14 protein-coding genes and 1 riboswitch are annotated in these 23,242 nt (G+C 61.1%); of the genes, 5 read left to right on the forward strand and 9 right to left on the reverse strand.

The window, feature by feature from the left end; all coding sequences use genetic code 11:
- Positions 1-6 precede the first annotated feature (6 nt).
- From ACMGGK_RS01345 to ACMGGK_RS01365, 5 genes are all read right to left on the reverse strand, one after another.
- Positions 7-4,833: a hemagglutinin repeat-containing protein gene (locus ACMGGK_RS01345; RefSeq protein WP_420276628.1), complete on the reverse strand. Its 4,827-nt coding sequence runs from the start codon at positions 4,831-4,833 to the stop codon at positions 7-9.
- A gap of 45 nt (positions 4,834-4,878) precedes the next feature.
- Positions 4,879-6,558 carry a ShlB/FhaC/HecB family hemolysin secretion/activation protein gene (locus ACMGGK_RS01350; protein ID WP_016930293.1) on the reverse strand — a complete coding sequence of 560 codons (1,680 nt, stop codon included), beginning with the start codon at positions 6,556-6,558 and terminating at the stop codon, positions 4,879-4,881.
- A gap of 385 nt (positions 6,559-6,943) precedes the next feature.
- Positions 6,944-7,861, reverse strand: a complete 918-nt coding sequence (gene panS / locus ACMGGK_RS01355) for a ketopantoate/pantoate/pantothenate transporter PanS (RefSeq protein ID WP_033639257.1) — start codon at positions 7,859-7,861, stop codon at positions 6,944-6,946.
- Positions 7,862-8,004: 143 nt separating this feature from the next.
- Entirely contained in the window at positions 8,005-9,372 is a 1,368-nt protein-coding gene (gene lysC / locus ACMGGK_RS01360) for a lysine-sensitive aspartokinase 3 (protein ID WP_420276629.1), read from the reverse strand.
- 107 nt (positions 9,373-9,479) lie between these two features.
- Positions 9,480-9,673, reverse strand: a riboswitch (Lysine riboswitch).
- Positions 9,674-9,725: 52 nt separating this feature from the next.
- Positions 9,726-11,534 (reverse strand): cation:proton antiporter, encoded by a 1,809-nt coding sequence (locus ACMGGK_RS01365; protein ID WP_028128300.1) that lies wholly within the window; start codon positions 11,532-11,534, stop codon positions 9,726-9,728.
- A 229-nt stretch (positions 11,535-11,763) separates the two neighbouring features.
- Here ACMGGK_RS01365 and pgi point away from each other — a divergent pair, with 229 nt between their 5' ends.
- Positions 11,764-13,410: a glucose-6-phosphate isomerase gene (gene pgi / locus ACMGGK_RS01370; RefSeq protein WP_143778446.1), complete on the forward strand. Its 1,647-nt coding sequence runs from the start codon at positions 11,764-11,766 to the stop codon at positions 13,408-13,410.
- Between the two features lie 61 nt (positions 13,411-13,471).
- Here pgi and ACMGGK_RS01375 read toward each other — a convergent pair whose 3' ends face one another.
- Positions 13,472-14,905 carry a capsule assembly Wzi family protein gene (locus ACMGGK_RS01375; RefSeq protein ID WP_016930288.1) on the reverse strand — a complete coding sequence of 478 codons (1,434 nt, stop codon included), beginning with the start codon at positions 14,903-14,905 and terminating at the stop codon, positions 13,472-13,474.
- Positions 14,906-15,130: 225 nt separating this feature from the next.
- On the opposite strand from ACMGGK_RS01375, the gene psiE reads away from it, so the two are divergent.
- The gene (gene psiE, locus ACMGGK_RS01380) at positions 15,131-15,538 is read left to right on the forward strand and encodes a phosphate-starvation-inducible protein PsiE (RefSeq protein WP_015379238.1); all 408 of its coding nucleotides are present in this window, start codon (positions 15,131-15,133) and stop codon (positions 15,536-15,538) included.
- A gap of 208 nt (positions 15,539-15,746) precedes the next feature.
- On the opposite strand, the gene malG is transcribed toward psiE, so the two are convergent.
- From malG to malE, 3 genes are read right to left on the reverse strand one after another with little or no spacing between them, the layout of a single operon-like run.
- Entirely contained in the window at positions 15,747-16,637 is an 891-nt protein-coding gene (gene malG, locus ACMGGK_RS01385) for a maltose ABC transporter permease MalG (protein ID WP_004936696.1), read from the reverse strand.
- 11 nt (positions 16,638-16,648) lie between these two features.
- Positions 16,649-18,226: a maltose ABC transporter permease MalF gene (malF, locus tag ACMGGK_RS01390; protein WP_016930287.1), complete on the reverse strand. Its 1,578-nt coding sequence runs from the start codon at positions 18,224-18,226 to the stop codon at positions 16,649-16,651.
- Between the two features lie 57 nt (positions 18,227-18,283).
- Entirely contained in the window at positions 18,284-19,477 is a 1,194-nt protein-coding gene (gene malE, locus ACMGGK_RS01395) for a maltose/maltodextrin ABC transporter substrate-binding protein MalE (RefSeq protein ID WP_016930286.1), read from the reverse strand.
- Between the two features lie 358 nt (positions 19,478-19,835).
- Here malE and ACMGGK_RS01400 point away from each other — a divergent pair, with 358 nt between their 5' ends.
- From ACMGGK_RS01400 to ACMGGK_RS01410, 3 genes are read left to right on the forward strand one after another with little or no spacing between them, the layout of a single operon-like run.
- Entirely contained in the window at positions 19,836-20,807 is a 972-nt protein-coding gene (locus ACMGGK_RS01400; protein WP_049299931.1) for an alpha-amylase family glycosyl hydrolase, read from the forward strand.
- Positions 20,800-21,909, forward strand: a complete 1,110-nt coding sequence (malK, locus tag ACMGGK_RS01405) for a maltose/maltodextrin ABC transporter ATP-binding protein MalK (RefSeq protein WP_033639259.1) — start codon at positions 20,800-20,802, stop codon at positions 21,907-21,909. Before ACMGGK_RS01400 ends, malK begins: the two co-directional genes overlap by 8 nt.
- A gap of 32 nt (positions 21,910-21,941) precedes the next feature.
- Positions 21,942-23,231, forward strand: a complete 1,290-nt coding sequence (locus tag ACMGGK_RS01410) for a maltoporin (RefSeq protein ID WP_028127550.1) — start codon at positions 21,942-21,944, stop codon at positions 23,229-23,231.
- Positions 23,232-23,242 lie beyond the last annotated feature (11 nt).

Genomic DNA, 23,242 nt, shown 5'->3' on the forward strand with positions numbered 1-23,242 from the left:
GGCGCGTTATTTGCCGCTGAACACGCCGGCTTTGGCGTCCGCCTGCTGAGTTGAAGCATGGCCGCTGGCGAACGGCACGTTGCCGTCGACGCTTTGCTTCGCCGCGCCGCCTAACAGCCCGCCGACCGTGGCCGCCGCATCGACGCGGCCGCCGCCCTGATAGCGTTGGCCGTTGACGTCCTGCTGGCTGACCTGGCTGCCGCCCAGTTCCACCTTGCCTTGCTGGCTGCGGATCTCGCCGCCGGTCAGTTGGGTTTGGCCGCCGACCTGCAGCGCCACGCCGTTCTTGCCGGCAATCGCCGATTGCTCGCCGACCGCGTTGTTGTTCACCACGTCGGCATTGACCTTGAGGTGCCCCTGGCGACCGGCCGGACCGGTGATGCTGTCTTTCACCGCGCCGCCGACGGTGCGTGCGCCGCGATCCCACAGCGGGCCTTGCGGTTTTTCGCCGGCCGGCGTTGCCGGCAGCGTGACTTTGCCGTCGGCCTTGCTGAAGCTGACCGCGCCGGTGGTGTCCTGCTGCGGATCAAGGCGACGCGCCACGCTGTTGTACTTGTCGGTGGTGGCGTCGGCCACTTTGTTCACTCCGGCCTCCAGTTTCTCTTTCACCTTACCGGCGTAACGCGGCGTGCCGACCTTCGACAGCTTGGAGGTGATGCTGCTGCCCGGATCGTTGCTGTGGCTCAGACCGGCATCCACATCCACCTTCACACCGTTCTCAACGTCTTTGCGGCTTTCAACGCGCAGATCGCCGCCCACCTTGCCCTGGACGCTGTCGGCGTCGACGCGCGCGCCGGCGAGACGGGTATCCTTGCCGCTGTTGAGCGCCACGTCGCCCGCGGTGATGCCGGTGTTGGCGTGGGTGGTTTTATCCTGCTGCTCCACGCCGACTTTCAGACCGGCGCCCAGCGTGTGGGTATCTTTGCCGGTGTTCGGATCGACCTTGCCGCCGGCGTCCTTGTTGAAGGTTTGGCCGCCTTTGGCGTTGGCTTTGATGCCCAGGCTCCAGTTGTCCTTATGCTGCTCGTTTTTGGCGGACTCCAGCAGGATGCCGCCGTTTTTCGCCTCGAGCGCGGCGCTGCCGCCGCTGACTTTGGCGCCCTGCAGATGCAGCGCGTCATCGCCTTTGCCGTTGGCGGACAGGGTGACCTTGCCGTCTGAGGCGATAGTGGCGCCCTGGCGCTCGGTCGCGGACTCATTGACTTTGGCGATGTCGAAGGCGCCGCCGGCGGAGAGGTTGCCGCCGGTTTTTTCCTTGCTGTCGCTGCTGCCGGCGCCCAGATCGATATTGCCGGACAGCTTGCTTTCCTTACGCGTTTGGGTCGATTCCGCCGCCTGCAGTGCGACTTTGTTGCCCGCGCGCAGGCTGACGTCGCCCTGGCTCTTGACGTCGGTGCCCTGCAGCGTCAGATCGCGGCCCGCCTTCAGCTCAACGCCCTGTTGGCTGCTGACGTTGCCGACCTGCGCAGTGCTGCTGCTGCTTTCGCCGTTGTGGGTGCCGCCGCCGAACCCGGCGCCGAAGTTTTTACTGTCGGCGGTGAAACCGCCCTTGGCGGAGGCTTTGACGTTAAAGCCGCTGTGGCTTTCGCTCTGTTTGTCGCTGGCCTGATCAAGACGGATATCGCCGCCGGCGTTGACGGCGGTTTTTCCGCGGCCGCCGTTCAGCGCGGTGCCCTGATAGACCGCGTCTTTTTTCACGTTGACGTTGATGCCGTTGGCCGCGTCGATCGAGCCGGTCACCGCCTGGCTCGCGCTGCTGTTGCTGCGCTGAGTGCCGCCTTCACCCTTGGCGTCCACGGTCAGATCGCTGCCGGTGGTGGTGTAGACGCGCACGCCGGCGCTGCCGCGGGTGTCGCGGCTCTGCTCGTCCTGACGGTTTGCCGCGGCTTCGCTGCGGTGGCTGTCCGCCGTCAGGTTGACCGCGCCTTTGCTCGCCTGGTACTGCGTGCCCTGATCGCGCACTTCGCCTTTGGCGTTGATGTCGATACTGCCGGCTTGCACCGAGCTGACCACCGCCTGCGAGCTGCTGCTGCGTTTTTCGCTGCTGCCGCCCTGTGCGCCGATATCCAGGCCGACGTTAGGCGCGCCGATGCCGCCGATGTCGTTGATGACGCCGGTGGCGTCCAGCTTGGCCGCCTTGCCGACCGCGCGCTCGACCGGACGGGTCACGGCGCTGTAATCGACGTTGGCGCCGATGTTCACGCCGACGTCGGTTTTGGTGGTGGTGGTGCTGGCGGTGTCGGCGGCGGCAAGGTGATCGACGCCGGCGGCGTTTTCTTGATAGGCGCCGCCGACGCTGTGCTGCGCGCCTTGCTGGGTCAGCTTGTCGCGGGCGTTGATCGTCAGATTGCCTTTGACGTCGCTGCCGGACGTGATCGCCTTGCTGCTTTGCGCCTGAGTTTTGCTGTTCTCGTAGCCGGCTTCCACGCCGCTGCCGAGTTTGTCGATGCCGCCGGTGTAATAGAAACCGCCGCCGATCTTGGTTTGCTCGGTGTTTGAGGCCGTTTTGTCGTCGGCCGCCAGGAACGAAACCTTATTGCCGCTGACGCTGGCGTCGCCTTTGTCGGCGACCAATTTGGAGCCGCTGAAGGTCACGTCCTTCTCCGCCTTGAGCTTCACGCTGCCGCCGCTGAGGCTTGAGGCGCTATTCTCGGTGCGGGTGGTTTTCTCGCTGTCGCGGGTGTGCTCGATGCGCAAACCGGCGCGGTACTGCTTGTCGCCGGCTTCTTTGGCGTAGCCGTTAACGGTGAGCGCGGTCTTCTGCTCGTCGATGTTCTGCTGCCGCTCGGCGGCCTTGACGTTGATGTTGCCGGTCTTCGACTCGACGCTCAGCTCACCGCCGCTGGCGACCTGGCTGCCGATCACGTCGGCATCCTTGTGGCTGACCAGCGTCAGGTTGGTGTCGGACTTCAGCTCGCTGGCGGTGCTGCTCTGGTAGCTGTTGTCGGCCTTGTGCGAACTGCTGGTGATGTTGAAGGCGGTGCCGGTGCGCGCGTCGATTTTGTCCACGGTGGTGCTCAGCGCGTTGTCGATGCGCAGGCCGCCGTGGGTGGCGGTGACTTCGCCGCCTTTCTGACCGCGCGCCTTGCTGCCGGTAATGGTGACGCCTTGCTGACCGTTCAGGCGCAGGGTGCCGCCGCTGGTCAATTCGGAAGCGTGGCTGATCTCGCGGCGATTGCTGTTGTTCTTGTTGTCGCCGCCGCCGATGCCGCCCCAGGAAGTTTTGTCATCGCGCACCGCTTTGGCGTTGGCGGTTTTCTGCACCCCGACCTGGATCTGGTTGTCTGCATCGATCGTCAGATCGCGCTGGGCGTGAATCTTGGCGCCCTGAGTCGAGACATTGCGACCGGCTTTCAACGTCAGTTCGCCCTCGCTGCGCAGTTCGCTGGCCTTCAGGCTTTCGCTTTCGTCGCTGCTGCTCCATCTGCCGGTGCGCAGGCTGGAGGTGTGGTTGCGTTGGTAGCCGCGCTCGCTGGATTTGTCCTTCTCCACCAGCCCGGCAAGGTGTACGTCGCGCGCCGCTTTGACGCTCAGCGCGCGGTCGGCGCTGACGTTGGCGCCCAGCAGTTTCACGTCTTCCTGGGTGCTGATGAGTTTGGCGCTGCCGCTGGCGGCGACGGTGCTGCCCGCCTGCTGCAGTTGCTCGCGTTCGCGGGTAACGTCGTATTGCCAGGAGTAGAACCAGCGATCGTCGGTATGGCCTTGCGTCTGCTTCAACTGCTGGCCGTCGAGCGTCAGTTTGCCGCCCTGCAGCGTAATGTCTTCGCCGCGGATATCGGTGGCGGTGAGGTGCGCGTGATTATCCGCCACCAGGCTGATGTTCTTGCCTTTCAGTTCGGTGCGGGTCAGCTTCTGGCTGCTGCTGCGATCGTTGACGTAGATGCCGCCACGGTAATTTTGATAGTTATCGCCGCCGTTTTTGTTGCTGCTGGCGTCGTCGACGCGGCTTTCGCTGCGAATGTCGTAGGCCTTCACCTTGAGTTCATCGCCGGCGGTCAACGAGCCGGCCAGCTTCACGCCGCTGCCCTGCGCGGTGTTGATGATGTTGATGCGACCGGCCTGCATGCTGCCGAGGTAGTAGCTGTCCAGCGCGGTCGGCATCTGTTGGCTAGCCTGCACCGTGCCGTCGCGCGCCACACGGTTAAGGCCGCTGATGGCGTTGATCGTCGCCGAGGTCACTTTACCATTCGACTGTTTGAAATCTTGCACGATCACTTCGCCGCGGCTGTCGATCTTCGGCGCGATCAGGTCCAGTACGCCGCCGGCGTTCAGGGTGCCATTGAGGCTCAGAGTGTTGCGGTTGCCGAAGGTGCTGTAACCCTGCAGCACGCCGTTTTCCACCAGCGGGTTGCCGACCACCAGTGAGGAATGGCTGGTATTGATGAACCCGCAGCCCTGACAGCTGATGCCGTTCGGGTTGGCCAGCACGTAGTCGGCCGCCATGCCGAAGATCTCTTGCTGGCCATGCAGCAGAGACGGGTTGCGGCCGATCACTTCGTTGAGGATCACGCTGGCTTCGCGTCCGCCCAGATTGGGGTTGGCGCCCAGTTGGCCGGCCAGCTGCGACAGTCCCGCCTCGCGGGAGTTGTTCAGCACCGCGCCGGGCTGGTTGACGTTGAAGTCCTGATATTGGTTGTGCGACAGCCCGTTGCCGTTCGGCGCGACGATATCGACCACCTGCGCGCCGGTGGCGGCGGTGGAGACGCCGGGGCCGTTGGCGCCGTTGGCCGCAACGATCTCTGCGGCGTAGGCGCCGGCGGAAGCGGCGAGAATAATCGCCAGCGCAGCGGCCAGTTTACCTGCCGCCGAAAGTCTGAAGTTATTATTTTTCATCCATGTCTCTCCGTATATTGCCGTGGGGTCCTGCAAAACTGTTGATTAAAAGGTGTAAGAAAAGCGGGCCAACACCTGAACGGGATCTTCCGGCGTAGCGTGGTTGGACAAAATCCAGCCGCGGCTGACCTCCAGATCGACCAGCGCTCGCTGATAACGCAATGTGGCGCCGGTGCTTATACCGGCGCTGCTGCGCCAGCCAGAGTTGTCCTGACGCGGCAGAATGCGGCCGACGTCGGCGCCGAGGCGCGGCGTCAGCGTGGTGGCGCCCAGATTGAAACTGCGCGACAGCGTATTCTGCAGATACCAGCCGTTGTCCCCGGACTGGGTGCTGCGGCTGAAGCCGCGTACGGCGCTGCGATCGGTGAGGCTCAGCCACTCCACGCCGGGCAGCGGATCGCGGCTGTACTGGCCGTAGAACAGGTTGTTGAGCTGATAGGTGGCGTCGCCCAGCCTGAGGCGCTGGCTGAGGTTGGCGAACAGCTTGCCCTTGGTGAACTGGCTGTCGAGGTGCACCGAACTCGGGTGGCGGCCGGCCCCCAGCCACGGCATCCCCTGCTCGACGCTGAGGTTGGCGCTGAACACGCCATTGGGCAGAATTTGCAGGTGGCTGGCGCTCAGTTCGGCCAGGGTCAGCGTTGGGCTGCTGACCTCAAGGCGCACGCTTTCGAAGTAGTTATCGATGCGCTTGTAGGTCAGCTGGCCGCTCAGGCTGTCTATCTGATCGTGATCGCGATAAAACACGTAGTCGCTGCGCAGCCCGTACTGTTGGGTCTGGCCGTGCAGTTTGACCACGTTGTGCGGCAACTGCTGGTGGTTTTCATAGGACGAGAAGCTGGCGAACCCGCTGAAGGTGAACGCGCCGTACGGCAGCGAATAGAGCAGGGTATAGGCGCGATTATAGCGGTGAGCCGGATTTTCCAGCGTGCTGTTGGCGTTCAGGCTGACAAAGTCCGACAGGCCGAACGGGCTGTCCAACGTGGCGGTGGCGCGCGCCAGCCACCGGCCGGTGCTTTTTTGGCCGTAATTATCCGTGCCGGCGGTAATCAGCCAGGGCTTGGCATGCTGATTGCGCAAGCGAATAACCGAACCGCCAACCTGGCGGCCGGGCAATATATCCAGCTTGGTGGTATTCGATTGCAAACGGTTGGCCTGATCCAATCCCTGATCAAGCTCGGTTAATTTCAACGGCTTGCCTTCCAGCCCCGGAAATAATAAACGGCTGTTGACCCAGCGATCGCCGCCTTCTATTTTCTCGATAAATCCTTCGGTCACGCTTAACCCCAATTCTCCTTGTGAATTAGGGCGAACAATTTGCACGCGTGCGGTGATATAGCCTTTTTGCACATAAAGGCGCGTTAATTCACGGGTCAGGCGATTGATATCGTTGCTGCTGATGCACTGTTCCGGCAGCGCGCTCAGGGCCGATAAATCGGCCGGCGAGAGCAGGGTGACACCTTGCAGATAAACGCCGGCGATCGGCAGGCACTGCGCGGACTGCGGCAGGGCGGGCGCGGCCGGTTCCGGTTCCGCCAGCAGGCGCTGTTGCTTCAGCTGCTGGTAGCGGCGTTGCTCAATCAACTGGTTGACTTCACGCGTGCTGTCTTGCAGCGCGCGGCGCGACTCCCCCATCGACATATCCTGCATCATGTGGGAGTCCGGCAGGGTTTCAGCGGAAAGGGCCGTGCTGACCAACAGCGTCAAGGCGGTGATTTTTTTTATCATTGTAATCCATTATGAGAGGCCGCCGGGGCAGCCAGCCCAATCCATGAGGTTAACCACGGGCGGCCGACGGCCGGCCCGAAATAATGAGCGACATGCACATTGCGAGATATCTTGATTTGCCGCAGCAAATAAGACGGTGGGTATATATCTAAATAATAATTAGGCTGCTTCTTTTATGGCGGGCAACCCTGGTGACTTAATTAATTAAAAAAAGTGGAGCATCTCTTCCTCTTTCCAACATTATCGGCATGGATAGGAAGAATCTGAATTTTTATTTTTCACGGATGATAGGGTATGGGGGAAATTATGACAATCCGACCAGTGGGAAATACGAAATTTCGCAGGGAAGAAAAGGGACGCAATTGTTTGCGTCCCTGCAGGCGGTTTATTTTTTCTTGATAGGGCGGCCGGACCAATAACCCGCCAGCAGCGAACCGGAGAGGTTGTGCCAGACCGAGAACAGCGCGCCCGGCAGCGCGGCCAGCGGCGAGAAGTAGATTTTGCCCAGCGTGGCCGCCAACCCGGAGTTCTGCATGCCCACTTCGATCGCCAGCGTGCGGCAGGTGGACTCGTCGAAGCCGAACAACTTGCCGCCCCAATAGCCGCTCAGCAGACCGATGCCGTTGTGCAGGATCACCGCGACGATCACCACCAGACCGACCGAGGCGATATGGCTTTGGCTGCCCGCCACCACCGCGCTGATGATCGCCAGAATGCACGCCATCGACAGCGCCGGCAGCAGTGGCTCGATGCGTTTCACTGCCTTGGTCAGGGTATGGTGGACGATCAGACCCAGGCCGATCGGGATCACCACGATCTGCAGAATGCTCAACAACATGCCCATGATATCGACGCTGATCTTGGCGTCGACGTACAGACGGGTCAGCAGCGGCGTGGCGAACACCCCCACCAGCGTTGAGACCGCCGAGATGGTCACCGACAGCGCTACGTCACCCTTGGCCAGATAGATCATCACGTTGGACGCGGTGCCGCTGGCCACGCTGCCCACCAGCACCATGCCGGCGGACAGATCCGGCGGCATGCGGAACAGCATCGCCAGGAGCCAGGCCGCCAGCGGCATGATCAGATAATGCAGGAAGATGCCTGCCGCCACCGGGCCGGGGCGCGCCAGCACGCGTTTGAAGTCGTCGAGCCGCAGCGTGACGCCCATGGCGAACATGATCAGCATCAGCAGCGGGCTGACGTAGGGGCCGATACCGGTAAAGGTGGTCGGCGTGTAATAAGCGGCGACGGACAGCAGTATCGCCCAGAGGGGGAATAAGCGCGTGAGCAGTGCCAGCATGCAGGTTTTCCTTAGCCAGATTGAGAACGGCGGGTGTGGTTGTGTTTTTATTGCGGGCTCAACATGCTGAACCCCTGCAGGTTTTGAACGGATTTTTTAGACGCAGGGGCGCAGCATGCTGCGCCCGCAATCAGGATAATGACTTATTCGAACAGGTTGTGATGCAGGGTACGCACCACCTGCTCGGCTTCTTCGCCCGGCACCAGGAAGCACAGGTTATAGCTGCTGGCGCCGTAGCAGATCAGGCGGATATTGAACGGATCGAGCACGCCAAACACCTCTTTGCCCACGCCGCAGGCGCGCGACAGCTGGTTGCCGATGATCGCCACCAGCGCCAGGTTTTCTTCCACTTCCACCCGGCACAGCGACGACAGTTCGGTCAGCAGTGAGGTGGTCAGCAAGCTGCCGCCGACGGAGGTGGTGCCGGTGGTGTCCATGGTCAGCGCGATGCTGACTTCCGAAGTGGTGATCAGATCGACGGAGACATTATGGCGCGCCAGGATGTTGAACACCTCGGCCAGAAAACCGCGCGCGTGCAGCATGTTCAGGCTGTGCAGCGTCAGCAGCGTTTGCTTGCGGCGCAGCGCCAGCGCGCGGAACAGCGGCGGGTTCTCGGTGGTGTTGCACACCAGCGTGCCGCCGGCCGCCGGATCCTTGCTGGAGCCGACGAACACCGGAATATCGCTGCGCACCGCCGGCAACAGGGTGGCCGGATGCAGCACTTTAGCGCCGAAGGTGGCCATTTCCGCCGCCTCTTCGAAACCGATTTTGTCGATGCGCTTGGCCGCCGGCACCACGCGCGGATCGGTGGTGTAGATGCCCGGCACGTCGGTCCAGATATCCACCCGGCCGACGCCGAGCGCCTCGCCGAGCAGCGCGGCGGTATAGTCGCTGCCGCCGCGGCCGAGCGTGGTAGTGCGGCCTTTCGGCTCGCTGCCGATAAAGCCCTGGGTGACCACCAGCGCTTCCTGCAGGCGCGGCTGCAACTGCGACCGGGCCAGTTCGCTGAGCGCGGCGCTGTCCGGCACGGCGCGGCCGAAGTGATCGTCGGTGCGCATTACTTTGCGCACGTCGAACCATTCGGCCTGCACGTTGCGGGCGCGCAGGATTTCAACGAACAGCAGGGTGGACATCAGCTCCCCATGGCTGACCAGTTCGTCGGTCAACGCCGTCGAGGTGGCCAGCGACGCGGCCTCCGACAGCATGGCGATGTTTTCCAGCAGGCGGTCTATCTCGTCGCGGATCACCGCAGGCGCCGCGAGGCGATCGAGGATGGCGTACTGGATGCGACGAATTTCATCAAGCTGGTAGTTGCGTTTGTCGGCCTCGCAACCTTCGGCCAGGGCGACCAACAGGTTGGTGACGCCCGCCGAGGCGGACAACACCACCAGGCGGACCTGCGGATTGGCCAGCACGACGTCGGCGCTGCGGTTCATGGCTTCAAAGTCGGCGACGCTGGTGCCGCCGAACTTGGCTACCACGGTGGAATTCTGGGGTGCTGCTTGGTTCATCTAGAAACCTCGTGTCAGGGATGCCCGTTTGGGGCACTGTAATTCCATAGCCTTGGCACAAGGGGAGAGCGGTAAACAGGGGGCAGGCGTAGAGGTCAGGCTACGATACACCCAGAAGCGCCCCACCTTGTCGATCGCCCTGTGGCGATCCCCTGGTGACAACCCAGGGGATTCAGCCCCTGTAGTCGATACGATAATGGCCGGCCATTATCGTACCTCGGCGTCGCTCCCCCTCGGGTGCCGTCAACGGAGAAACGGCTCCTCTGACACTCTACCTGGGCGACGCGCCTCTTCTGGCTTGCGCACCGGGTGCGCAAGTAGGCTGTTAGGAATAGCCGGTTATCGCCATTCTGTCAACGTACAGACGGTGAGGGATTTTCATCTTGCACCAGCGCGATAAGCGTACAGGGCATCGCGGGCGTGGAACCGGCGCCAATCGGTTGCAGAGAACCGTCTTCCTTTTGGCTGAATAGCGGAATAACGCCCTGATGTTTCTCCAAATACTCCAGCCAACCGAAATTTTCGTTCAATTTGGTCGCTTTGATGGTGGCCCCTCTGGCGAGCAGGCTGCTCAGGCGGCCGTAGGTGGCTTCCTGATTAAATAAAATTTCATGCCGGCGGAAACGCGAACTTTCCGCGCTGGCGCCGCGCCCTTTCAACGGTGCCCCCGAACGAATGGCGAACACGTGATCCTCGCCGAAGAGGTGGCCGAAGTGATAGACGGCCAGCGCGTTTTGGTGACGATTGGGCGACAGCGCCAGCACCTGGGCGATATTGCTCAGATCGAGATAGTTCTCGGCGTGTTCGGAGTAGGCGTGGCCATAGTAGGCCGGAATGCCGTCCATGCGCGCCTGACGGTAGTATTCCCAGCTGCTGTCGGTGACGATCACCGGCACGTTCAGCTTGATCAGCGCCTGCGCCAGCATGCGCGCCACGCTGTTGGCGCCGACGATCAGCACGCCGCGCGGTTTCTGCTGCTGCACCCGCAGCCAGCGCGCCATCATGCCGCTGGTCAGGCTTTGCAACACCACGGTGCCGATGATGATGGCGAACACCACGGTCACCAGCCGGTCGGCGCCCTGATAGCCGCTGCGCTGCAGCGTCAACGCGAACAGCGAGCTGACCGCCGCGGCGACGATGCCGCGCGGGGCGATCCAGCACAGCAGCAGCCGATCGCGCCAGTGCAGGGAAGAGCGCCAGGTCGACACCGCGATGCACAGCGGCCGGGCGATGAACTGCACCGCCAGCAGCAGCAGGAGCAGCGGCCAGCCCATGTGCCACAGCGCCTGGATGTCGAGCCGCGCCGCCAGAATGATGAACAGCGCCGAGATCAGGATCGCCGACAGCTCCTCTTTGAACGCCAGAATATCGCTGGTGTCCACGTCGCGCATGTTGGCCAGCCAGATGCCCATCACCGTGACGGTCAGCAGGCCGGATTCGTCGGCGATGGCGTTGGAAACGCCGAAGGCGGTCAGCATGATTGCCAGCACCGCCAGGTTCTGCAGATAGCGCGGCAGCCAGACGCGGCGCAGCGCCAGGCCGAGCAGATAGCCGAACAGCGCGCCGGCGATCAGGCCGACGGCGGCGGTCACGCCCAGCGTCCAAAACAGGTGGGTATAGGACTCCGCATTCTGCTTCAGCACGATAAACTCGAACACCAGCAGGGTGAAGATGGCGCCGACCGGATCGATGACGATCCCTTCCCAACGCAACACCTGGTTAATGTTGGCGTTCGGCCGCACCACGCGCATCAGCGGGGCGATCACCGTCGGCCCGGTCACTACCGTCACCGCGCCGATCAGCGCCGCCAGCTCCGGCGGGAAATCCAGCAGCCACCAGCTGGCGAGGCTGATGACCAGAAAGGTGACCAGCATGCCGACGGTGACCAGGTTGCGCACCACGCCGCCGAGGCCGCGTATCTCCTCGAAGCGCAGCGTCAGCGCCCCCTCGAACAGGATGATCGCCACCGACAGCGACACCAGCGGAAACAGCAGATCGCCGAACAGCAGATCCGGCTGCACCAGATGCACCGTCGGGCCGAGCACGATGCCGAACAGCAGCAGCGGCAAAATGGCCGGCAGGCGCAGCAACCAGGCCAGCCACTGCGCCAGCAGCGACGCCAGACCGATAAGCACCAACATGAGCGGGGCGGATAATTCCATAAGCGAGATCCCTTTCAAATGACGAAATAAGCGACGATGACACAGCCTGATGACAATTCGGCAACCCCGATAACAGGCCGTTAGCCAAAAGTATAGAGTGAAAGCTGAAACGAGGCGGCAATGCGTTGACAGTTAGCGCCTATCGCAAGAAAAGAGATCATAATCACAGTCGAACAGGCTACAATCGGACAAACGCGTCATTTTTATTCTCAAGCCTAAGAGTGTTGCTATGAAAAATATCAATCCTAGTCAAACCGCTGCTTGGCAAGCCCTGCAGCAACATTATGCACAGATGAAAGACGTACGGATCGCCGACCTGTTCGCCCAGGACAGCGATCGTTTCTCCAGGTTCTCCGCGACCTTCAACGACCAAATGTTGGTGGACTATTCCAAGAACCGCATCACGCAGGAAACCCTGGAGAAGCTGCAGGCGCTGGCGAAAGAAACCGATCTGCAAGGCGCCATCAAATCGATGTTCGCCGGTGAGAAAATCAACCGCACTGAAGATCGCGCGGTGCTGCATATTGCCCTGCGCAACCGCAGCAACAGCCCGATCCTGGTCGACGGCAAAGACGTGATGCCGGAAGTGAACGCGGTATTGGCCAAGATCAAACAGTTCTGCGCGCGCGTCATCGGCGGCGAGTGGAAAGGCTACACCGGCAAGCCGATCACCGATGTGGTGAACATCGGCATCGGCGGTTCGGATCTCGGCCCATACATGGTGACCGAAGCGCTGCGCCCTTATAAAAACCACCTGAACATGCACTTCGTCTCCAACGTCGACGGCACCCACATCGCCGAAACGCTGCAGCCGCTGAATCCGGAAACCACGCTGTTCCTGGTGGCCTCCAAAACCTTCACCACTCAGGAAACCATGACCAACGCCCACAGCGCGCGCGACTGGTTCCTGAGCAGCGCCGCCGATCAACAGCACGTGGCCAAGCACTTCGCCGCGCTGTCCACCAACGGCAAAGCGGTGGCTGAGTTCGGCATCGATACCGACAACATGTTCGAATTCTGGGACTGGGTCGGCGGCCGCTACTCCCTGTGGTCGGCGATCGGTTTGTCGATTGCGCTGTCCATCGGTTATGACAACTTCGAGCAGCTGCTGAGCGGCGCGCACGCCATGGACAAGCACTTCGCCGAAACGTCGGCGGAGAAAAACCTGCCGGTGTTGCTGGCGCTGATCGGTATTTGGTACAACAACTTCTTTGGCGCCGAAACCGAAGCCATTCTGCCGTACGATCAGTACATGCACCGTTTTGCCGCTTACTTCCAGCAGGGCAACATGGAATCCAACGGCAAGTACGTCGATCGCAACGGCAACCCGGTGGATTACCAGACCGGTCCCATCATTTGGGGCGAGCCGGGCACCAACGGCCAGCATGCGTTCTATCAGTTGATCCACCAGGGCACCAAGCTGGTGCCGTGCGATTTCATCGCGCCGGCCATCAGCCATAACCCGCTGGGCGATCATCACGCCAAACTGCTGTCCAACTTCTTCGCTCAGACCGAAGCGCTGGCGTTCGGCAAGTCGCTGGAAGTGGTGGAAGCCGAGTTCGCGGCGCAGGGCAAAACTCCTGAGCAGGTCAAGCACGTGGCGCCGTTCAAGGTGTTTGAAGGCAACCGGCCGACCAACTCGATCCTGCTGCGCGAAATCACCCCGTTCAGCCTGGGCAGCCTGATCGCGCTGTATGAGCACAAGATCTTCACCCAGGGCGCGATCCTGAACATCTTCACCTTCGATCAGTGGGGCGTGGAGCTGGGCAAACAGCTGGCTAACCGCATCCTGCCGGAGCTGGCGGGCAGTGAGAAAATCAGCAGCCACGACAGCTCGACCAATGCGCTGATCAACCGCTTCAAGGAATGGCGCTAAGCGCCTGAGCTGAAGCCAATAAAAAACCCGCCGCGGCGGGTTTTTTTACGTCTGCAAAAAATTACAGGTTGATCGGCACTTCGAAGCTGATGCCTGCACCCACGTCATCGGCGGTGCTGTGATCGCTGTCGGTGTACCACAGGCTGGTATCGAACTTAACCTGAGAATCGAAGCTGTAACCCCAGCCGAGCTGAATGCCTTTCAGCGTATCGGAACGCGGGAACGCCCGGTTGATGGTTTGGTTGTTCGGGTTCACCTTGGCGTACACCAGACGGGTGCTCCAACGTTGGCCATCGTCCAGCACCATTTCCACGCGCCCGGACAGCATCTGGCCGTCGCCGCCCATCGCGTGGCCCAGCGGATAACCTTGCTGGTAGTAACCGCCCCGATAGATGTAGTGGTTGTACATCACGTTGTTGGCGTTGCCGTTAGAGCGGGTATCAGAACCTTCGATATGCCAGTTGATCGTGGTCGGGCCCCATTCCGGATGGCCTTCAAGCCCCAGCATGTAAGCGTTATGCGAAGGCAACATGCCTGCTTCATCTTCACCGGTGATCTGGCCATAAAAGCTGACCGGCATGCCGATGAGCGGCTGCAGCTTGAGTTTGAAGTCAAAACCGCCCAACTGGTTGCCCGGATCGTTTTTCGGATCGCCGGTGTTATCGTTGCCGGTTACGCCATCCCAGAAGGAACTCCAGGAGTGCGGACGGCCATCACCACCCCACATCATGACGCGTGAAGCGCCCAGCTCCAGAAAGTCGGTCGGCATCATGGTCAGGCGGCCACCGATCAGCTTGGTGTCCGGTACGGCTGCGTATTGCGACAGCTGGCCGGCGGACAGCTGGTATTGCCAGCGGCCGATCCACGACAGCCACGGGGTTTCAAACGGCGATTGGTCGGCGCGCTGCAGCATAAAGCCGGCCACCGGGCGCGCGGCGTCGGAGCGGATCAGACTGCCGTCGTAACCCGGGCCCCACCACTGGGAAACCTCGCCGAAGGAGAGCCATTGGTTCCAGATTTTCACTGCGCCGTAGGAGCCGTTCATGTTGAATTTGGAACCGTCGCTGACGCGCTGATCGCCTTCCACCGAGCCCTGCAGACGCACGTCCCAGAACTCGCCGTTGGCGCCGGCGCCGATGGTCAGGCGATCGTCGGCGTACTCGTTTTGGCCGAAGCCCTGCGGGGTGCCGGGTTTATCGGTCGACGCGTAACCGCTGACGCGGATGTTGGCTTTCAGAGCATCGACACGGCGCTGCACGCGGTCGATGACGTTTTTCTCGGTGTTGGTCACCGGCTTGGCCTGCGCGATAACGGAACTGATCTCTTCCTGACTCAGCGGCCAGGTGGACAGGCTGACGTTGATGACGCCGCGGTCAGACAACCAGGCGAGATCGTTACGCAGATCGTTGTCAGGGGCTACCAGGCCGGCGGCGTGGCCGGACAATGCACAGGTAAACAGGCCCGCAGCGACCAGTCCGTTAAGTTTAGCGCGCATAAAGAATTCCCTTGTTAATTCGAGGTTATTGGTTTTATGTAAAGATCTCTGTGACCCATGATAGTTGACATTTCGATTTGCTACAAATCTATAAGGCAGAAACATCTTATTATAACGTGATGAATTAAATGGGGTTTAAAGTGCTTTCACCTGGGACGGAATTTTTAGGACAATGCCTATATTGGCAGGGTTGAATCATATAAGCGGTATTCAGAGAGAGGTTTTATGGCAAAAACGTCGCGTTCGATCATGATAGCGAAGGGGCTGCAGCGAGTGCTGAACGTGGGCTTGTTGCTGCTGGCGGCAATTCTGGTGGTGTTTCTGGTCAAGGAAACCATCCATCTGGCGAAGGTGTTATTTATCAACAGCGAAGAGTCGTCTTCTTACCTGTTGATTGAAGGCATCGTGATTTATTTCCTGTACTTTGAATTTATCGCCTTGATCGTCAAGTATTTTGAGTCGGGTTATCATTTCCCGCTGCGCTATTTTATTTACATTGGCATTACCGCGATTATTCGTTTGATTATCGTGGACCACAAAAACCCCATCGATACCCTGATCTACGCCGCGGCGATATTGGTGCTGGTGGTGACGCTCTATCTGGCCAATACCGATCGGCTGAAACGGGAGTAGCGATAAAAATGGCGGCCAAAGGCCGCCAAAGACACAGGATATAATTACCCGTCGTCTTTCAAGCGACAGCGTTGTTGACTGCACTCGCTAACCCCAGTTACTTACTGAAGTAAGCGCCTGGGCTTAGCGAGCTGGTCGCCTCGCTGTAACTTGAAATCCATAGGGTAAAAGATAAGGAAAAACATCAAACGCACTGCAGTGGCACAAATTACCCCTTCACGCCGCCGGCCGTCAGGCCGCCCACCAGCCAGCGCTGCGCCAGCAGGAACACGGCGGTAATCGGTATCGCCGACAGCACCGCGGCGGCGGCGAAGTCGCCCCACAGGTAGTTCTGCGGGTTGAGATATTGCTGCATCCCCACCGCCAGCGTGTAGCTGTTCACATCGCGCAGCAGCAGCGACGCCACCGGCACTTCGGTGATGGCGGCGATAAATGACAGAATGAATACCACCGCCAGAATCGGCACCGACAGCGGCAACAGCACCAGACGGAATGCCTGCCACGGCGTGGCGCCATCCAGCGCCGCCGCTTCTTCCAGCGAATTGTCGATAGTTTCGAAATAGCCCTTGATGGTCCAGACGTGCAGCGCGATGCCGCCCATGTAGGCGAAAATCACGCCGCCGTGGGTGTTCAGGCCGATAAACGGAATGTACTGGCCCAGGCGATCGAACAGGGCGTACAGCGCCACCAGCGACAGCACCGCCGGGAACATCTGGAAGATCAGCATGCTTTTCAGCAACGTGCTCTTGCCGCGAAAACGCATGCGTGCGAAGGCGTAGGCGCAGGTGGTGGACAGCGTCACGATGCCGATGGCGGTGATCGCCGCGATCTTGATGGAGTTCCACAGCCACAGCAGCACCGGGAACGGCGGCGGCGTCACGCTGCCGTCGGCGTGGGTGACGCTGAAGCCAAGCGCCAGCCGCCAGTGATCCCAAGAGAGGGTTTCCGGTATCAGGCTGCCGGTGGCGAAGTTGCCGGAGCGCAGCGAGATGGCGACCACCATCAGCAGCGGAAACATGATCAGGGCGATAAAGCACAGCATCAAGATATGGGTGATCCACAGGCGCAGGCGCTGGGATTTGGGTTGAACCATGGCCATCGTTATTCTCCCTAATCAAAGTTCATCTTGCTGGCTTTCAAATTCAGGATCGCCAGCGCGCCCACCAGCAGGAAGATCAGCGTGGCGATGGCGGCCGCCAGGCCGAAGTCTTGTCCGCCGCCGCCTTCGAAGGCGATGCGGTAGGTGTAGCTGACCAGCAGATCGGTATAGCCGGCCGGCGTAGTGGTGCCGATCATGTCCGGGCCGCCGTTGGTCAGCAGCTGGATCAGCACGAAGTTGTTAAAGTTGAAGGCGAAGCTGGCGATCATCAGCGGCGTCAGCGGCTTGATCAGCAGCGGTAAGGTGATGCGGAAGAAGTTTTGCCACGGGTTGGCGCCGTCCATCGCCGAGGCCTCGTACAGATCGTCCGGGATCGCTTTCAGCAGCCCCATGCACAGGATCATCATGTACGGGTAGCCGAGCCAGGTGTTGACGATCAGGATCATGCTCTTGGCGGTGAGCGGATCGCTGAACCAGGCGGGTTTGATGCCGAACAGATGGCTGAGCATCATGTTGATTTCGCCGAAGCTCTGGTTGAACAACCCTTTGAAGATCAGGATCGAGATGAACGACGGCACCGCATAGGGCAGGATCAGCAGCACGCGGTAGATCGCCTTGCCTTTCAGCGCCTCCCACTGCACCACGCAGGCCAGCACCATGCCGACCGCCACGGTGAGGATCACCGTCATCACCGAGAACACGATGGTCCAGATGAAGATCGATACGAACGGTTTCTTGATGCCCTCGTCCTGCAGCACCCGCAGGAAGTTTTTCCAGCCGGTGGTGACGGTATAGCCCGGGCTCAGGGTTTCCTGCGCCCAGCCGCCGTCGGCGTTGATCGCCTGATAGAAGCCGATGTCGCCGTTCGGCCGGTAGCGCACCTGGGTCTGGTTATTGGTCAGCGTACTGCCGTCTTTGTCCAGCGCATACAGCGGACGGGTGCCGGAGAACTGGCGCAGTGAACTCATGCGCAATTCACCGCCGTCGGGCAGTTGCGCCACCAGCTGGCTCAGCGCCTGCCGGTTCTGGGTGATCACCCGCAGCGTGGCGCGCTCGCCCTGCGGCGCGGCGCTCTGTGTGGTCAATGTCAGGGTTTGCGGCGCCGCGGCGTCGAGGCGGAAAGGCTCGGAGAGCAGCGGCTGTTCACTGTCCGGTGGCGTCAGCTGCAGGCGCCACTGCTGATTTTCCGCCGGGTAGAGGCCGAAGGTGAAGGTTTTGCCACTCTGGAACTGGCGTTGCATCAGCACCGATTGCGCGCGCTCAAAGGTCAGCTGGTTGGTGCTGCTGTAGTTGGTAAAGGCGATGGCGATGGTGCAGATCAGCGGGAACAGGACGAACAGCCCCATGCCGGCGATGCCGGGATACACATAGCGCCAGGCGTAGGCGCGGCGGTTGGCGAAGACGTAAAGCCCGGCGCTGACCAGGATCAGCGTCAGGATGGCGAACAGGTATTCACCCTGTGCATACATCAACACAATCAGGTAGCAGGTCACCAGGCTGAACAGGCCGACCACCAGCCATTTCAGCGCGTCGCTTTGCCACCACTTCGATTTTTTACGCGCGGGCGTCCCGGCGTGAGCGAATTGCATAGGGCGTTCCTTTCTGTGAAGCAACGGCGGGGCGCCACGGCGCCCCGCACGACGTCGTTACTTGGTGATACGGGTCTGTACGTCGTCCAGCGCGGCTTTCACCGTCTGACGGCCGCTGACGGCGTTGATCACCGCGCTGCGTTCGGCGTACCAGAAGGCGCTCATCTGTGGGATGTTCGGCATGATTTCCCCGTTTTGCGAGTTCTGCATGGTGGCGGCGATCTTCGGATCTTTGGCCAGCGCTTCCTGATAGGACTTCAGCGCCACCGCGCCCAGCGGTTTGTCTTTGTTGACGTCCGCCAGCCCTTCGTTGGTCAGCAGGTAGTTCTCGAGGAACTCGGTCGCCAGCTCTTTATTCGGGCTGGCGGCGTTGATGCCGGCGGTCAGCACGCCGACGAACGGTTTGGACGGCTTGCCTTTGAAGGTCGGCAGCAGCGTCACGCCGTAGTTGATTTTGCTCTGCTCGATGTTGTTCCAGGCCCACGGCCCGTTGATGGTCATCGCGGTCTGGCCTTTGTTGAACGCGGCTTCGGCGATCGAGTAGTCGGTATCGGCGTTGATGTGTTTGTTTTTCACCAGATCGACGATGAACTGCAGGCCGGCCTGCGAACCGGCGTTGGCCACGCCGACATCCTTGATGTTGTATTTGCCGTTTTCATACTTGAAGGCATAACCGCCGTCGGCGGCGATGATAGGCCAGGTGAAGTAGGGTTCCTGCAGGTTCCACATGATGGCGCTCTTGCCGCCGGCGCGCAGCTGTTTGTCCAGCGCCGGGATCTCTTCCCAGGTCTTCGGCGGCTGTTTGACCAGGTCCTTGTTGTAAATCAGCGACAGCGCTTCGACGGCGATCGGATAGCCGATCAGCTTGCCGTCATAACGCACGGCGTCCCAGGTGAACGGGAACAGCTTGTCCTGGAAGGCTTTGGACGGGTGGATTTCGGCCAGCAGGCCGGACTGCGCATAGCCGCCGAAGCGGTCGTGGGCCCAGAAAATGATGTCAGGACCGTCGCCGGTGGCGGCCACCTGAGGGTATTTTTCTTCCAGCTTGTCCGGGTGCTCGACGGTGACCTTGATGCCGGTGTCTTTTTCGAATTTCTTGCCGACTTCCGCCAGGCCGTTATAGCCCTTGTCGCCGTTGATCCAGATAACCAGTTTGCCTTCCTCAATCTTGGCGAAGGCGGAAGAAGAGAGCACCAGGGTGGCCAGTGCCGAGAGCGCCAGCGTGCGGGCGAGGGTAATGCTGCGAGTCATAATCCAGTCCTTCTTTTTGTGGGCACATAAATCAAGGAGAGACGTTTCGCGGTAATAGTGGGTCACAACGCGACATATTCTCATCCTCCCCCCCTCTACGCCCCTGAGATGAGGAGTGTGATCCAGTTAACGTTGTGCTCTATTCTGTGGCGTCAGGCACAAAATAGGGGGGCGATTTTTGCCAGCCGGATCACAGATTTGCCTCAAGCGCGGAACTTCTCATCGCCGCGGTCGTTCTCTCATCCTCCCGCCTCCTCCCCCATGAAAAATCCTGTTACGGATGATTACCCTTTCCGGCGACTCCCGCACTATCGGCCCATCGATTTTTAACGCCACGCGCTGCAGGGATACCGGATTTATGTCGTCAATGCCTATCGCCACTCAGCCCACCCTGTACCGGATCCATCCGGCCAGTTTCCGTGACGGAAACGGGGACGGCGTGGGCGACGCGCTCGGCATGCTGGCGGCGCTGCCATACCTGAAAGCGCTGTCGATCGACGGTCTGTTGCTGCCGCAGACGTTGGCGCCGGAGGCCGAGGCGACGGTGACGGGCGAAGGGCTGACGCTGTGGTACGGCGATGACGCCAACCGCGTTCGCAATGCCGTCGCACCGCAGCGGTTCGCCCACGGCGCGCTGGCGCTCGACGTGATGCCGTTCAGCGCGGAAAAGCTGGTGGCGGTGCTGCACGCTCGCCGCGCCACGTTGGCGGACAGCCTGTGGAGCACCGGCGACGCCGATCAGCCTCGGGTGGTCAGCCGCTGGGGGCAGGGCGACCTGCGTTCCGCCGCCGCCTTTTTGACGCTGTTGGCGATGTTGCCGGCGCCGATCTGCCTGTATCAGGGCGAAGAGCTGGGACTGCCGCATGCCGCCGGCCTGCAGGATCCGCGCGGCGCGCAAACGCCAATGCCGTGGCATGAAGCCCCCGAACAGGTCACCGCCGGGGAGATCAGCTGGTATCAGCAGGTGGCGATCGAACACCGCGCATTGGCCATCAGCCGCCAACAGCACGACAGCCACTCCACCTTACGTTACTGCCAGGCGCTGTTGGCCCTGCGCCGTTCGCCGCTCATCCAGCGCGGCGAGCTGAACGCGGTCAGCCAGCGGGACGGCGTGGTGCGCTTACTTATTACCCATCAGGATCAATGCCTTGAAGCGCTGATAAACCTGCAGCCTTATACTCAGGCGGCCGCGCCGTCTGAGGCGACCTTGCCGTTGGCATGGCAGCACGGCGCGCAGCAAGAGGGTCATCAATGGGTTTTGGCGGGCTTTGCCTCCGCCATTTTCACACGACATGTTAACTGCGAAAGCAGGGGAGTAACGCATGGCTAGCGTGACACTGCGCAGCGTTTATAAGGCCTTCGGTGAGGCCGTGATTTCCAAAGACGTCAATCTGACTATCGAAGACGGCGAGTTTGTGGTGTTTGTCGGGCCGTCGGGCTGCGGCAAATCGACGCTGCTGCGCATGATCGCCGGGCTGGAGGACATCACCTCCGGCGACCTGCTGATCGGCGAGAAACGTATGAATGAGGTGCCGCCTTCCGAGCGCGGCATCGGCATGGTGTTCCAGTCCTACGCGCTGTATCCGCACCTGTCGGTGGCGGACAACATGTCGTTCGGCCTGAAGCTGGCCGGCGCCAGGAAAGCGGAAATCAATCAACGGGTGAACCAGGTCTCCGAGGTGCTGCAGCTGGCGCACCTGCTCGATCGGCGGCCGAAGGCGCTGTCCGGCGGGCAGCGTCAGCGTGTGGCGATCGGCCGCACGCTGGTGGCCGAGCCGGACGTATTCCTGCTCGACGAACCGCTGTCCAACCTCGATGCCGCGCTGCGGGTGCAGATGCGCATCGAGATCTCCCGTCTGCACAAGCGCCTGCAGCGCACCATGATTTACGTCACTCACGATCAGGTCGAAGCGATGACGCTGGCCGACAAGATCGTGGTGCTCGACGCCGGTCGCGTGGCGCAGGTCGGCAAGCCGCTGGAACTGTACCACTACCCGGCCAACCGCTTCGTCGCCGGGTTCATCGGTTCGCCGAAGATGAACTTCCTGCCGGTCAAGGTCACCGCGGCGGAGCCGCGACAGGTGCAGGTCGAACTGCCCAACCGCCAACTGGTCTGGCTGCCGGTGGAAGGCGCGGGCGTTCAGCCCGGCGCCAACCTGTCACTGGGCATTCGTCCCGAACATCTGCTGCCCGGCGAAGCCTCTGAAGTGCGGCTTACCGGCGACGTACAGGTGGTGGAGCAGCTCGGTAACGAGACGCAAATCCACATCCAAATCCCGGCCATCCGTCAAAACCTGGTGTACCGCCAGAACGACGTGGTGCTGGTAGAAGAAGGTGCCACATTCGCCATCGGCCTGCCGCCTCACCGCTGCCATCTGTTCCGTGAAGACGGTACGGCATGTAAACGGCTGCACCAGGAGCCGGGCGTTTAAAGCATCAAAGTCGGTATAACAGGAGAATAATGATGACTACTCTGCGCAAACTTCCTCTGGCACTGGCTGTCGCCGCCGGTGTTCTCTCTACTCAGGCGCTGGCCGTGGATTTCCACGGTTACGCCCGTTCCGGCATCGGCTGGACCGGCAGCGGCGGTGAGCAACAGTGCTTCAAGGCCACCGGCGCCGCGAGCAAATACCGTCTCGGCAACGAATGCGAAACCTACGCCGAACTGAAACTGGGGCAGGAAGTGTGGAAAGAAGGCGACAAGAGCTTCTATTTCGACACTAACCTGGCCTATTCGGTCTCGCAGCGTTCCGACTGGGAAGACGTGACGCCGGGCTTCCGCGAAGTGAACGTGCAGGGTAAAAACCTGATCGAGTGGCTGCCGGGCTCCACGCTGTGGGCCGGTAAGCGTTTCTATCAGCGTCATGACGTTCACATGATCGACTTCTACTACTGGGATATCTCCGGCCCGGGCGCCGGTCTGGAAAACATCGATCTGGGCTTCGGCAAGCTGTCCGCCGCCGTGACCCGCAACTCCGAATCCGGCGGCTCTTACGGCTATCTGGATAACGAATGGAAACAGCGTCCGACCGTCAACGACACTTTCGACCTGCGTCTGGCCGGCCTGGAGTTGAACCCGGGCGGCACCCTGGAGCTGGGCGTGGACTACGGCCGCGCCAATGCGCAGGATAACTACCGCCTGGCCGACGGTGCCAGCAAAGATGGCTGGATGTTCACCGCGGAACACACGCAGAGCATCCTGAACGGTTACAACAAGTTCGTGCTGCAGTACGCCACCGACTCGATGACCTCGCAGAACAACGGCCGCAACGAAGGCGCCACCATCGATAACAACGGCAAGATGATCCGCGTGCTGGATCACGGCGCCATCGATTTCAACGATCAATGGGCGCTGATGTATGTCGCCATGTTCCAGGACATCGACCGCGACAACAACAACGGCACCACCTGGTACACCGTGGGCGTGCGCCCGATGTACAAATGGACGCCGATCATGAGCACCTTGCTGGAAGCCGGCTATGACAACGTCAAGTCCCAACGCACCGGCGATCGCAACGGCCAGTATAAAGTGACCCTGGCGCAGCAATGGCAGGCGGGCAACAGCATCTGGTCGCGTCCGGCCATCCGCCTGTTCGCCACCTACGCCAAGTGGGATGAGAAGTGGGGCTACGCCACCGGCGATGACACCGGGTATAACGCCGGCACCGCTTACAACGACACCAGCATGCATACCTTCAGCCGCGGCAAGGATGACGAAGTCACCTTCGGCGCCCAGATGGAAATTTGGTGGTAACGACAGGACGG

Origin of the sequence: Serratia sp. BNK-33-b, assembly GCF_048684565.1 — a bacterium.
Lineage (GTDB): Bacteria > Pseudomonadota > Gammaproteobacteria > Enterobacterales > Enterobacteriaceae > Serratia > Serratia marcescens.